The sequence below is a fragment of the Bradyrhizobium sp. CCBAU 45321 genome, assembly GCF_028128975.1.
Taxonomy (GTDB): Bacteria; Pseudomonadota; Alphaproteobacteria; order Rhizobiales; family Xanthobacteraceae; genus Bradyrhizobium; species Bradyrhizobium yuanmingense.
On sequence record NZ_LFKZ01000011.1, the window covers coordinates 33,538 to 46,716 of the forward strand.

At 65.4% G+C, this 13,179-nt stretch carries 8 protein-coding genes and 1 pseudogene; all 9 read right to left on the minus strand.

The features are described from left to right. Positions 1 to 101: 101 nt before the first annotated feature. Positions 102 to 515, minus strand: coding sequence for a hypothetical protein (locus tag ACM43_RS01270; RefSeq protein WP_036029587.1), 414 nt, complete (start codon positions 513 to 515; stop codon positions 102 to 104). Continuing rightward, positions 512 to 1,402: a DUF7007 domain-containing protein gene (locus ACM43_RS01275; protein ID WP_036029585.1), complete on the minus strand. Its 891-nt coding sequence runs from the start codon at positions 1,400 to 1,402 to the stop codon at positions 512 to 514. The genes ACM43_RS01270 and ACM43_RS01275 overlap by 4 nt, the downstream gene beginning before the upstream one ends. After that, on the minus strand, positions 1,399 to 1,875 hold the full coding sequence (locus ACM43_RS01280; RefSeq protein ID WP_036029582.1) for a hypothetical protein: 477 nt from the start codon (positions 1,873 to 1,875) through the stop codon (positions 1,399 to 1,401). The genes ACM43_RS01275 and ACM43_RS01280 overlap by 4 nt, the downstream gene beginning before the upstream one ends. 91 nt (positions 1,876 to 1,966) lie before the next feature. Continuing rightward, complete coding sequence (locus ACM43_RS01285) at positions 1,967 to 3,652, minus strand: ParB/RepB/Spo0J family partition protein (protein ID WP_036029579.1); 1,686 nt, start codon at positions 3,650 to 3,652, stop codon at positions 1,967 to 1,969. 247 nt (positions 3,653 to 3,899) lie between these two features. Further along, a pseudogene (locus tag ACM43_RS01290) lies at positions 3,900 to 8,997 on the minus strand (DEAD/DEAH box helicase family protein). Between the two features lie 163 nt (positions 8,998 to 9,160). After that, complete coding sequence (locus ACM43_RS01295; RefSeq protein ID WP_036029578.1) at positions 9,161 to 9,766, minus strand: DUF1419 domain-containing protein; 606 nt, start codon at positions 9,764 to 9,766, stop codon at positions 9,161 to 9,163. A gap of 325 nt (positions 9,767 to 10,091) precedes the next feature. Beyond that, on the minus strand, positions 10,092 to 10,976 hold the full coding sequence (locus ACM43_RS01300) for a DUF3991 and toprim domain-containing protein (protein WP_036029575.1): 885 nt from the start codon (positions 10,974 to 10,976) through the stop codon (positions 10,092 to 10,094). Positions 10,977 to 11,326: 350 nt separating this feature from the next. After that, entirely contained in the window at positions 11,327 to 12,331 is a 1,005-nt protein-coding gene (locus ACM43_RS01305; RefSeq protein WP_271537575.1) for a tyrosine-type recombinase/integrase, read from the minus strand. After that, entirely contained in the window at positions 12,324 to 13,103 is a 780-nt protein-coding gene (locus ACM43_RS01310; RefSeq protein ID WP_081493029.1) for a tyrosine-type recombinase/integrase, read from the minus strand. Before ACM43_RS01310 ends, ACM43_RS01305 begins: the two co-directional genes overlap by 8 nt. Between the last annotated feature and the right edge of the window lie 76 nt (positions 13,104 to 13,179).

The window sequence follows — 13,179 nt, forward strand, 5'->3', positions numbered from 1 at the left end:
CGGGTTGGCGAATGCGGAAAGGTTCGACCCAGCAGACCGCCAGCTTCGCGCCATGCTCGAGATGTTCGCCTGAGCGAGCCACAAGGTCGGCTTTGGCCCCTCTAGGCCACAGCGCCATGCCGCTTGCCCGGACGACGTTCGGCCGGACTGCGACATTCTTTCATGCGATGTGCGCGCTCCGAGTCGTCACGAGCGGGGCGAGACTCCGGCGCGCATCGAGCCCGCAGCATCTCGATCGCAGCATCCTGCCGGGCGAGCTTGCGCGAGAGTGCATCGATCTCCGGCTGGCGCTCTGCGGTGATCGCCGCAAGGTTTGAGCGATAGCGTTCGAGGAAAGCGCTCGGGTCAGGCGGCTTGCCGCGACGGTATCCGGACCGCTTGCGGCCAAGCTGCGGGATCAGCGTCGTGATGCGGCGGATGATCTGCCGGTCGATCATGTCGAGCTGGCGCTGCGTCTGGCGACGCGCCTCCTCCATGCGCGAAAGCTGGGCTAGACGTTCGGGGGAAGCCTTCATGGCGACGTCCTTCCCTGCCAGCCGATGAAGCTCGATGGCCCGGAATAGACGGGGTGGCGGGTCTCATCGACGACGAAGCCGAAGCAGCCAATCCGATACTCGTCGGACGGGACGAGGAAGCGTCGCTCCTCAGTGCCCGCGCCGCGTCTGCCGCCCGGCGTGGCGACGACTTCAACAAAGCCCGGCTGTTGAGCCGACGTGATCGCCGACACGACAATCCAGTTGCCGGCGTGCTCCTTCTCGAAGCCGCTCCGATCCTTCTCACGGGATTCGCCGGGCTGCAGCACGATCCTGAAAATCGCCTCCCACGCATCGGGCCAGCTATCCTTGATGGTGCGTTCGGCGCAGCGCTGCTCGTAGCCGGTGAACAGATGCGGGAAGGTCAGCGCCACGATCGCCCAGGCCTCGTCTTCCTCGTACCAGCCGCTCGGCGCACGCAGTATAGGGTTGACCTTACGGTTGCGCTCGGCCGAGAGGTGGAAGCCGCCGTGGCCCGCCGTCGAATGGCGGACGACGCCTTCCGCATAAACGGTTGCGCCCTGCGACGGACCCCATGGCGTATTAGCATTGGAGCCGGTGTCGCGACGTCCGAGCGCACGCTTCTCGCGCTGATGCTCGGCGTTCTCCAAGACCTTCGTCCGAAAGGCCGCCTCGTCGGCAAGCCCGCCGGAATGGCCGTAGAAGTCAGAGCGCTTCCATTCGGGGATCCGCCGCTTGATGCGCCAGCCGGTCGCGAGATAATGGCGGGCGTCGCGTCCCGGCAACATGGCGAAGGCCGTGTCGCCAACACGAGCGACGAGATAGCCGTCGCTGCTGCGGCCGAACTCAACCTCCGGAAATCCAGAATTCGAGTCCGTCACGGCGGTGAGGGGTGAGGGTGTCGTCATGCGGCCGTCCTCCCCTCCACGACGTCGGCTGCCGGCGCATCGGCGGTCACCTCGTCGAGAACCGCATCCGGATAGCCGTGGCTCTGCAGCCAGGTTTCGGCCTCAGTGCGGCTGCCAGCGAAATAGACGAGTTCGGCGTCCTCGCCGGGTCGGCTGAGCACGCGGATCGCACCGACCCTCGGGCGTTCGGTCACGACGAACCTCAGGTCGCTGTCGACCGAGAAGGTCCGGTGGACGCGAAGCACCACAACACCGCCGCCGCCATAATCGCCCGCGTGCAGCGTAATGGTGGCGCCGATGACGGTGTTGCCGACGCGGCGTTCTGCCTGCTTGCGGATCAGCCGGCCACCGCTGTTGCGGTGTTCCCAGGCCACGAGCTTCTTGCGGTGCCGCTCCGGCGGCCGCGGCGTGCCGTCGGAAAACCGGATGATCGCGCCGAGCGGGACGAGGTCGTAGATCAACTGCGCGGACATGGACGTCCTCCTGTTCATGGGTGTTGGAAACGAAGCCGCCGCCGACTAGGCCGGCGGCGGGCTGTCATTCGGATTGGCGATAGCGGGCGGACTATTCAGCCGCCTCACGGAACGCCCCGTCATCTGAGGCTTCGCCGCTGTCCGCGTCGCCAGCGTCCGGATCCTCGACCTGGTCGTCGGCCTCATCGGCGGCAGTGACGGCGTTCTTCGCCAGCCACGCCAACAGGTTGACCTTATCCGGAGCGAACAGCGCTGCCGGATGAACGAAGCGACCTTCCTTGAAGTGCTCGACCAAAGCGGCGCGGGTGTCCTTCACCTTCTGGCGCGGGAGAATCGACGCGTCCTTGCACGAGCCTTCGAGCGCAGCGCGCGACAGGCATGAGAGGAAGTCGTCGGTGCCCATGTTCGGCAGGAAGTTGTCCGCTCCGACCACCTCGCCGGCGACGCGCGCAACGATGCCGCTGTCGGTGCGGTTTTCTCGGCACGAGAGAACCTCAACGAGGATCGAGCGCGCCGCAGCGCGCAGTGTGTCCATGTCGAGGACGAGCTTGCCTTCCTGATCGAACAGCGTCGCGGCATGGCGCGCGATCCGGCGGTTGCCGTAATAGGTGCCGCCGCTACCGGAATCGACCGAGACGTTCTGGCCGGCGAAGGCGAGGATCAACAGCGCCATCAGCGCGTCATCCTCGACGGGCGCGCGCGCCAGCGCCTCATGGAGGGCATCCGTTCGGAAGTCGCCGATGATTTCGACGCCCCTGCGCGTCACGTCGGGACGCGACTTCGAGACCGCTGTGCTCTCGTCGACAGCGTCAGTGCCGGTGGCCGTATCCTTGTTCTTCGACTTCTTCGCCGCGGGCATGCGGTAATGCAGGCTCTGCACCCGGCCGTCACGGTCGAGATACATCGCCGTACAATCCGACTTCGACGGCTTGCCATAGACGCGCTCCGCCTTCGGCGGCAGCTTGACCTCGCCCCAGTTCGTCGTCTCGGCGATGATGCCCTTCTTCGGCAGGTTGTTCGCCATCCACTCCTGCTGCGCGCCGAGGAACGCCTCGACATCTGTGGTGTAGCGGCTGTCCTCGTCCGCCGGCGCAAACAGGTCCTCGACCCACTGGATGCCGTAGGCCTGGGCGAGGTCGTCACCGAAGCTGGCGTGACGTGCGTACATGCGAGCCTTGGTCAGGGCCTGTGCCACGCTCCCCCACGACACCTGCGGATCCGCCTTGGAGGGCTTGTGTTTCTTCCAGACCTCCTTCTGCTCGTCGAGCGACGCCGAGGCGATGGTACGAAGCTGACGTTCGTCTGGCATGTCGCCCTTGGCCATCTGATCCAGCATGATCGGCAGCACGTTGGCGAGCAGGCGGAGCTTGCTGATCTGCCGGACGGGCAGGGTCAATGCGACGCCGATTGCCTCTTCGGTCCAGCCGAGCGCGACGAGGCGTTCGATCGCACGCCACTGGTCGACGGGATTGAGCGCTTCGCGCGCGATGTTCTCGACCATCGAGCGCATGGCACCGTTGTCGTTCGCCGCCTCGTCGACGAGGACGTCGATCTCCTCGAGGCCGGCGGCGATCGCCTGCTTCACGCGGCGATGACCGGCATTGATGACATAGCCGTTGCCGCCACCGGTCTCGGGGGTGATGACGGGCGGCTGGACGATGCCGACGGCCTTGATCGTCGCAAGCAGCAGGGCGTCGGCCTGCGGCGTCGACTTCGTCTGGCGCATGCGGTCGGGATTTTCGTTCAGCGCACGCGGATCAATCTTGATGAGTTGCATGGGATTCTCCTGTTTGGGTTTCTCGGACCGCGCCTTGCGGGCCCTTCCTCGTCTTCTTCCCGAAGACACCCCCAGGTCCCGCGGAGCGGTTGGGCCAGCACAACTGCGGCCGAGCATCCCTGCCAAGCCGGACGAACAGGGCTAACAGCCCAGCGAAGGACGGCGGGCTGGGATCGCGCAGGCGGCGGTTGAGCGTCAGCGTTGCCGGCCTGACCGCTCTGCGAGCCGGTCTTCCCTTCCTCCCTCATTACGCTGCGATTGCGCTCCCGCCCGTGCCCTCCACATCCGTCGCAAGGGCTTTCTCGACCTCCGCCAACTGCCGCCGCTTCTCGGCGAGATCGGCTGCGAATGCGAATTCGCCGTCCTCGCGCGACCGGTACGAGGTGAGCCGCCGACCTGCGCCGACGAGACGCCGGCGATAGCGCTCCCGCTGGCCCTCGAAATCGTCGAGCGCGTGCTCAAGGCGGGAGATCGCGCCGAGCGGCGTCACCGTGACGGGCAACTCGATCTCATGCTCTTCCCCGGTGCGGATCAGCATGGTGCCGTAGCGATAGCCGTCGTGGCCGTAACGTTCGCCGGAGTATTTGAGGTCGAACCCGCCGATCGTGGTGATGATGGTCTCGCCCTCCTGCTGGAGTTGCACCAGAGTGAGGATTTCCTTCATCAGCGCGCGGCCGGCATCCTTGCGCTCGACATAGCGCTTGCCGGCAACGGTCGCGGCGAAGGCGTCGCCGGCGGTCGGAACAAGGCGTTCGATATCCCTGCCGACCTCTGCGATCCGCCGCGTGCAGAACTCGATGTCGCATTCCGCGTCCCGAATCTGCCGACGGACGGCGTGCTGGTCGTCGATATGGGCCGCGCGCAAACGCTCGAGCCGGGCGATGTCGGCTTCGAGCCCAGCCTTTAGCATCAACCGGTGATCGCCGCTCGCGATCGCTTTGGCCATCGCGAACTGGTTGGCCTGGCCTTCGCCGAGGTCTTCGAGCCGACGGATCGACGTGTCGCCGGAGAGCGCCGCGGCGATGAAGCGAGCCTTGCGCTCGTTGTTCTGCCACATGCTCGCGTCCAGCGAGCCCTCGGTGGCATAGGCGAAGATGTCGATGACGTCGTGCTGGTTGCCCTGGCGCTCGATCCGCCCCTCGCGCTGCGCGATCTGCGAGGGCAGCCACGGCACGTCGAGGTGATGGAGGGCCTTCAGGCGAAGCTGCGCGTTGACGCCCGTCCCCATTGTATCTGAGGAGCCGATCAGGAAGCGGACCTTGCCGGCACGTACGTCACCGAACAGACGCTGCTTGGCCTCGGACTTCTTGAAGTCCTGCATGAAGGCGATCTCGGACGCGGGAACGCCCATGCGGATGAGCTCGTCTCTGATCCAGCGATAAGCCGAGAAGCCGCGCGTCTTCTGGACGCTGATTGTTCCGAGATCAGAGAAGATCATCTGCGCGGCGCCCGGCAGCTCGTACGGCTTGCCGTCGGCGCGCACGTAATTGTTGTCTGACGTCTCCTTCCAGATGCGGAAGGCGTTTCCGACCAGAAGATTCAGCTTGTTGTTCGGCTCGTTATCGCAGTCCGGGTCGACCAGACGCAGGTCAATCGCCGCATGCCGTCCGTCGGTGATGACGGAGAGCAAGATATCGTCACCTGGCTCCGGCGGCCGGTCGCGCGTCTCGATCGCCTTGATCCGCGCGTCGAGCAGAGCCTGGTAGCGCTTGAACGCCGGCGTCGGCTTTGCCGTCAAGATCTGGCGCTTGCCCGTCGAGATCGCCGGGACCTTCACGTATTGCCGCAGGTCTTCCGGCATCACCACGTCGGCGAAGGACCGGAACATGGCAATCAATTCAGGGACGTTCACGAACGTGGCGAAGCGAGTGACCGGCTTGTACCTGCCGGACGGCTGGAGTTCGAGCTCCGTCGAGACGTCGCCGAAAGTCGAGGCCCAGGCGTCGAACTCGTGCAGGCCCCGATCCAGGAGCGCTGCATAGCCGAGGTAGCGCTGCACCGAGAACATTTCGCCGAGCGTGTTGGTGATCGGCGTGCCGGAGGCGAGCACCAGCGCCCGGCCCGGGTTCTTGGTCTCGATGAAGCGAGTCTTCACATAGAGGTCCCAGGCGCGCTGCGAGCCGTTCGGATCGACGCCCTTCAGCGTCGACATGTTGGTAGCGAAGGATAGCTTGCGAAACTCCTGCGCCTCGTCGACGATGATCTGGTCGACGCCGATCTCGGAGATGGTCAGGAGATCGTCCTTGCGGGTGGCCAGCGCTTCGAGCCGTTCCCTCAATCCCTCCTTGAGGCGCTCGAGGCGTTTGCGCGAGACGCGGTCGTCGCTTGCGACCTTGGTGAGCAGCGTCTCATAGAGCTCGAGCTCGTCCTGGATCATCTGCTGCTCGAAGGCCGATGGCACGCCGATGAAGCGGAAGGCCGAATGCGTGATGATGATCGCGTCCCACGTCGCGGTCGCGGCGCGCGACAGGAAGCGGTGCCGCTTGTCCTTGGTGAAATTGGTCTCATCGGCGACGAGGATGCGGGCACCGGGATAGAGCGCCAGGAACTCGCGCGCCGCCTGCGCCAGGCAGTGCCCCGGAACGACAAGCATGGCCTTGGCGATCAGCCCGAGACGCCGCTGTTCCATGATCGCGGCCGCCATCGTCATCGTCTTGCCGGCGCCGACGGCGTGGGCGAGATAGGTCGCTCCCGAGGCGATGATGCGCCAGATGCCGCGTTTCTGATGATCGTAGAGAACGAAGGCGCCCGAGGCGCCCGGCAGCTTCAGATGCGATCCGTCGAAGGCGCGCGGCACGATGTTGTTGAAGCGGTCATTGTAGACCCGCGCCAGCCGGTCGGTCCGATCCGGATCGGACCAGATCCAGTTCTGAAAGGCGGTCTTGATCCTCGAGAGCTTCTCCTTCGCCGCCTCGGTGTCGACGACGTTGAGGACCCGACGTTCACTGTCGCCGTCTTTGATGGTGTCGAAGATCTGCGGGACGGAGGAGTTGAGCGCATCAGAGAGAAGCTGCCCAGCGTGCCGCCGCTCCGTGCCCCATTCCGACGTGCCAGCGGCCATCCAGCCCAGCTGCCGGGCCTCCACTGTCCACACCGCCAGTTCCGGCATGTGGTGAATCCTGATCTCCGCGCCCATCGTTTCCTTGACGAAGGCGACGATGTCGGCGGCGGGACTCCACGGCGCGCCAAGGCGTGCGGTGATGTCCGAGGGCCGGAGGTCGGCAGGCTGCACCTCCAGCAGGGCGGTCACGTTGCGCGCATAGGCGGGATCGAGCGCAGCCGCCGCTTCCGCAGCCTTCAGCTTGTCGCGCACCGCACCCGACAGATAGGCGTCGGCGGTCTGCCACCACCCGCCGTTGGGATCGCGGAAGATGGCGCTGCCGAGCTCGGCGATGACGTCGCCCACGTCGCGGTGCACGAGCTCCGCGATGTGGTCGGGGTCGACATGGCCGCGCTCGTTGAGAACGACGGCCAGGGCGTCGGCGGCGCTGGTGATGACGGGCGGCGCCGGCGGAGCAATCACCCGCTCGGTGAAGATTGGACCCGGCTTCGCCGTATCCGACTCGAGGTCGTAGTCTTCGATCGAGGCCACCAGCCAGCAGTCCGGATCGTCCAGGAATGGCTGGAGGTTCGGCCTGCGGTGCGTTTCGCGGACCTCACCGGTCTCGTCGTCCTCGGCCGTCGACACGACGGTCGTGTTGATAGGCCCGAAGGCGCGCACGAACTTCGACCACGCGATGCGTAAGCGGACCTGCGCATCCTTCCAAGGCCGGTCGAGCTCCTGGCACTTCAGCACCTCGCGGACCGCGTCGCGGATCGGGATCAGCCTCTGGATGATCCTAGCGTGCTTGTCCGGAATACCGTCGGCGCTGCGGCCGTTGCGCACCGAGACAGCGACTGGCTGGCCGTCAAGGATCTGCATCAAGCCATGCCGGCTATCGAGGAGATAGCTGCCCTCGCGCGACGTGAGGCTCGCCAAACTCTCCGACTTCGCCGGCACGGCCTCGCACTCGTCATCAGGGTCGACCGCCTGCGGTTCGCCGTTGTAGATCGCGACCGGAAGGAGGGTGACCGCGTCGTCCAGCGCGGCCGCGAGGTCCTCGCCGTCAACAGGCACACAGGTGTAGGTCTCGCCAAACGGGCCGAAGGTCAGCGCGTGCGCGCCGAGCACAAGGTGGCGATGGCACGCGAACCAGCGGTTGACGCGAATTGCGCCCTCGTCCTCGGTCGCCGGGCGCACCTCGTCGAGCTCGAGCCACGAGAGGTCCGCTTCGGGCTCGCCCTGCTTGCGCCGCCGGAAGAACAGGATGTCGACCACGACGTCGGTGCCGGCATCGGCGCGGAAGCTACCCTCCGGCAGACGGATGGCACTGAGGAGATCGGCGTGATTCGCGATCAGCGCGCGCGCCGAGCCATCCGCCTTGTCCGCCGTGGGACGTGACGAAGGCGGCAAGCCCGCCCGGCTTCAGCAGCTTGATTGCCTTGACGATGAAATAATCGTGGAGTCGCAGACCGAGCGAGCGTAGCGCGCGGTCCGAGCGGACGGTGCGATCGGAGAAGGGCGGATTGCCGATCACGAGGTCGAACCGCGCCAGCAGCTCGGTGCGCGCGAAATCGCCGGTGACGATCCGCGCCCGGGGCTGCAACAGCCGCGCGATGCGCGCTGTGACGGGGTCGAGCTCGACACCGGTGACGTGGCAGACTTCGTCCAGACCCGGCGGCGTCAGCGCCGGAAACATGCCGGTACCGATGCCGGGCTCAAGCACGCGGCCGCCGCGCCAGCCGAGGCGCAGCAAACCCGCCCACATCGCCTTGACGATGAACTCCGGCGTAAAATGGGCGTACTGGGTGCAGCGTGCCAGCGAAGCGTAGTCAGCCTCATCGACCGCATCCTGCAGGTCGGCGCCGATCTCGTCCCAGCCCTTTGCGAATTCGGTTTCGCCCGGTCGGCGGAAAACGCCATTGGCGAGCTCTGAGGCGCCGAAACCGGTAAAGCGGATCAGTTGCCGCTGCTCCTCGACCGTCGCGGGGCGCTCCTCGGCCTCGATCTGTGCGGCGAAACGAACTGCGGCGATGGTGTCGCGGGCGCGCTGCTTCCAGCCCATTGCGAGGCCGCGCGCGCCGGAAAGATAGAAATTGTCGCCGCGCTTGCGGGGACCGTCCTCGGAGCGCCGCGCCCATTCGATCACCGGTCCAGTCGGGGCCGGGGTCGACTGCGGCGGATCATCCTCATGATTGTCGGCGCCGCCGAAATCGGCGGCGAAGGCCGTGACGCCTAGGCCGAGGCTGGATGAAAGGGCGGTATTGCCGAAGAGGTCGAGGGTGAAAGGATCGTCATGCGCCATCGGAAATGTCCTCCAAATGGGCGCGCGCCGCCGTCCGCCGGCGCGGGCTGCGACCGACGGCACGGCGTTGCGGGAGTTGATGAGGGGCCCGCCCGGGCCTGGTGCTGAAATGCGAAGCCCGGCGTGAGGCCGGGCTGCCGCGGGGCGGGGAGGGGAGGTCGGGCTAGGCCGCGACCGTTTCCGGCCGATGGCGGAACTGCACCGGCAGCTTGGCCGCGATCTCTGCCTCGGTGAGGTCGTCGAGCAGCTTCAGGACTGTGCCGCTCGGGCCGGCATAGACGAGTATGGTGCGGCGGCGGCGCATGGCCTGCGGCCAGCGCTCGCCGGCATAGCCACGATAATCGTCATGCGTGCTCGACCAGATGTGCTCGAGCCGTTCGTCGCGCGTCAGCGCGCGCACGGGCCGTGACTCGCGCTCGATGATCGCCGCCTTCATGCGCTCCGGCGACAGCCGATCGGAAAGATCGCAATAGCCATGGAACCAGCGCCGCCTTCCGTCGATGGCAAGCGAGAAGAAGACGCTGGTGACGCTGCCCGTCATGAATTCGCGCATTGCGAACATCTCGGCGCGCATGAACAGCGGTGGCAGGATCTCGAGCATGTAGTCGTGCTCTCGCTCATTAATCTCAAACCACTCACCGGCGAAGAGATGCTGGCCTTCACCTTCGGCCATCGCGGGGTCACCGCGATGGCGGTTGAATAAGCGGTGCACCTCGTGGCGCGTCGCAACGCCTTCGAAGACTTTGCGGATGCTGGGGAAAGTGTGCATGGGCGGCTCCTCTTGGCCTGGCCGGACTAACAGCGCGAGCGATCCGCCTGATCTCTTCGTCACTTCAGTCCTTCATCACACCTCCTCGCCGGCCGCCTCCCCGGTCCGGCGGGTCAAGGGCCGCGGAACGCGGGCGAAGCTTCACCCTTGACGCGACGACCGGGCATGCGGCAGCGCTTCATTCCCGTTTCTTTTTCCTCCCTCATTGTTCGATCGCCTTTTCCCTTCGCTCAACGCCGTGGGATCAAAGACACAAAGAGTCCTTGGCGCAGCGTCAGCACGCAGCCTGCACATCGCCCTTGCCAACCACATCAACAGGTAGCCGTCAGGCCCTTAAATCCTCATTCCAGTCGCCGGCGCACGGCCGCAATCGGGCATACGGCGCACTTGCATCCGCGGCGATGGCACGAACACGGTCGGCGTAGATGTCGCCTTGCCGATTGTTGTCGGTTGCTGCCACGAGGAAAACGTTGGCGCGCTTGGCAAGGCGGCGGATGGCTCCATCCGTCGCGGGCGACCAGCCGCCGCCTGTGCTGACATAATGGGTGTCAGCACGCGCGACCTCGATCGCGGCGAGGCTCATGGCGTCGATGGCCGCCTCGGTGATACAAATCCGCTCGGCCTCCTCCGACCCGAAGCGAAAAAGCTCCTTGCCGCCATCCGTGGCGAAGCCCCGCCATGCCGGTCCACGTTCCTCCCAGCCTGTGAGCGTGCCAGCAGAATCAGTATGCGCCGCCCACATGCTGCCTTGGGGGCCCTCTCGCAACCGATCGCTAGTGACCGCCTGCTTCACGATGTCTGCCGGCAGCCTGCGCTCGCCGGTGAGATAGCGCCAGGCTGGCGAGCCGGGGCGCGGCCTGAAGCGATGTCCCCACCGCTTTACAATTGACGCGAGGGCCTTAGGACTTGCCGGGCGCTGCCACGCAGGTGCGCAGGGGACGAAGCCAACCACATCCGCAACACGGTCATATGCCTCGACGAAGCCATCGGCACCGAGATGTTCGGCGAGCGAAAATACGTCCCCTTTCGCCGGCGACAAGGGATCGAACCAGCCGCGGCCCTGGTGGATGACGATGATGATGTTGGTGTCGCGGCGATACTTGATCGCACGCCTGGTACTTTCCTTGAGGTCGACCTTCCAGCCGTCTTTCTCCAGCAGGGCTCCGCAGCCAACCTTCCCGCGGAGATCTTCGATTGCTCTCTTGTTCATTGCTTGCACCGGCGTTGCGCAGACGACGTCCGGCCCCTTCTTCTGTTGGTCTCACTTGTTCCTGGCCTTGCGGCACATCCCAGACCGGCCGCGAAGCCTGCCGGGCGCAAGGGCGCGCGGACAAGCTGTCGAATTTGTCAGATGACTGCTCGCGGCGAAGCTTCCCTTGCACGCGGCATGGCGCCAGCGGCAGCCGGTCACCCGGCTCAATGAGCCGGACACCAGGGGTCGTATTCATGGTTATGCAGATCTGAGCATAACCATGATTATTGATCCCTGGCAGATTATGAGCAGTTCCGAATGAGGCGCCTGTGAGAACGCAGCCCGACGCGGGATCGGGCTGCGCATAATCACAGCGACTGGAGGAAGGCCATGAGTTGGTCCGGTGGGCGATACCGCGCTGGTGTAGCGGCGATCGGCTGGAGCCGGCTCAATGCCTCCTCGTTCATCTTGAGGTCCGCCTCCATGTAGATATGCATCGTACTCGGATGCTCGTGGCCGAGCCACAGTGCAATAACTGTGATATCCACGCCCGACTGCAGCAGATGCATCGCTGTCGTATGGCGGATCGTGTGGGGCGAGATCGCCCGTTCCGCAAGAGCAGGAAGCTTGGACGTCGCCTGCGCAACCGCCTGTGCGAGCCGCTGGGTTACGCTCGAGCGTGACAGTTGTTTGCCCGCGCTGCTCGGGAACAGATACCCCTGCGGGCCGGTGTCCGGCAGGTGGCGAAGCCACTGTCGGAGCGTCGTGGCGGTCGCCTTCCAGAGTGGAACGCTTCGTCGCTTTCTTCCCTTCCCATGGAGGTGTGCCACTGGCGAGACGTCCAGCACCACGTCACCGACCCGCAGGCCAATCGCTTCGGATACTCTGGCGCCGGTGTTGTAGAGGAGCATGAACATTGCCTGATCGCGCCGCCCGGCCCATGTCGCGCAGTCCGGTGCCGCGATGATCGCATCCATTTCGGACCGGGACAGGAAGCCGAGTACGGCCTTGTCGTGACGCTTCTGCGGGACAGCAAGGCTGCGCTCGATGACCGCAAGCGAGGTCAGATCCTCGTGGGCAGCGAACTTCAGGAAGGAACGGATCGCCGACAGGCGCGCGTTACGGCTCCGCACGCTGTTCTTTCGCTCGCCCTCGAGGTGATCTAGGAAGGAGAGGATTAGCGTCGCGTTCAGGTCGGTGAGAGCGAGGTCGGTCGGAGCTTTGCCTATCGCCTTCAGCGAGAAGGCCAGCAGCAGCTTGAACGTGTCACGGTAAGCCGCGAGTGTGCTGGGACTGACCGCTCGCTGCTGGCGAAGATAGTCGACGAAGAAGCGCTGGAGGAGCATCGGGAACGAGGGGATCATGTTAGTCATGACACACCTCCCTGAACTGCGGTGCGAGTGCCTCGAAGCGGCCTCCGGCAAGCGCCATGAGCTCGGGCACAGCCTGCAAGTACCAGTAGGTGTCGCCGAGATTGACGTGGCCGACGTAAGTCGAGAGCGCCAGCATTGCGTTGTCGATGTCTGCACCTTCGGTCTGCCAGAGCATCAGCCGTCGACAGATAAAGGTGTGCCGCAGATCGTGGATACGGACGAACCGGTGGCCCCCGCGCGGCACGATGCCGACGTCTGCCGTCAGTCGGAGCCATGCGCGGCGCACGGCACGGTAGCCCAGAGCCTCGCCACTGCGCTCGTCGAGGAATAACGGCGCGGAATGGTCGATCGGGCCGAGCCTCGCTCGCGTGCGTAGGTAATCTCGCAAAGCCGCTGTCGCGGTCGGGTGCAACGGTACCATGCGTGTCCTCTCGAACTTGGAGTGCTTCACCGTGACCCGGGTTGCAGCCTCATCGAGGCTGCCACACTGGAGACTCAACGCCTCGGAGATGCGGAGGCCCGTAGCGGCGAGCAGGCCAAGTACTGTTGGAAGCGAGGCTGGACCGGCACCGAACACAGGCGGAAGGGCACGCGCGGCTGCAATGATCCTGTCCACTTCGGCCGGCGTGAAGATGTGTGGCGACACCCGGCGCTTCGAACGCCCGAAGGGCGCGCCTTTCGGGGAACGCGGTTCCTGATTCGGCGTCAGCCAGGTGACGCGCGAATGGTCGGAGTACGTTGAGTCGCTGCGCCCAAGTGAAGGGATCGGCATGCATCGCCTGCTCCTTCGCCCAGCGCAGCACAATAGCGGAGGTAAGCGGACCTTCGTGGCCGCTTGCGTCGACGAA

Bases quoted from the DNA above. Each gene is read 5' to 3' on its own strand.
- ACM43_RS01275 (WP_036029585.1), bottom strand. From the start codon at position 1,402: ATGACGACACCCTCACCCCTCACCGCCGTGACGGACTCGAATTCTGGA.
- ACM43_RS01300 (WP_036029575.1), bottom strand. From the start codon at position 10,976: ATGAACAAGAGAGCAATCGAAGATCTCCGCGGGAAGGTTGGCTGCGGA.
- ACM43_RS01280 (WP_036029582.1), bottom strand. From the start codon at position 1,875: ATGTCCGCGCAGTTGATCTACGACCTCGTCCCGCTCGGCGCGATCATC.
- ACM43_RS01310 (WP_081493029.1), bottom strand. From the start codon at position 13,103: ATGCCGATCCCTTCACTTGGGCGCAGCGACTCAACGTACTCCGACCAT.
- ACM43_RS01270 (WP_036029587.1), bottom strand. From the start codon at position 515: ATGAAGGCTTCCCCCGAACGTCTAGCCCAGCTTTCGCGCATGGAGGAG.
- ACM43_RS01285 (WP_036029579.1), bottom strand. From the start codon at position 3,652: ATGCAACTCATCAAGATTGATCCGCGTGCGCTGAACGAAAATCCCGAC.
- ACM43_RS01305 (WP_271537575.1), bottom strand. From the start codon at position 12,331: ATGACTAACATGATCCCCTCGTTCCCGATGCTCCTCCAGCGCTTCTTC.
- ACM43_RS01295 (WP_036029578.1), bottom strand. From the start codon at position 9,766: ATGCACACTTTCCCCAGCATCCGCAAAGTCTTCGAAGGCGTTGCGACG.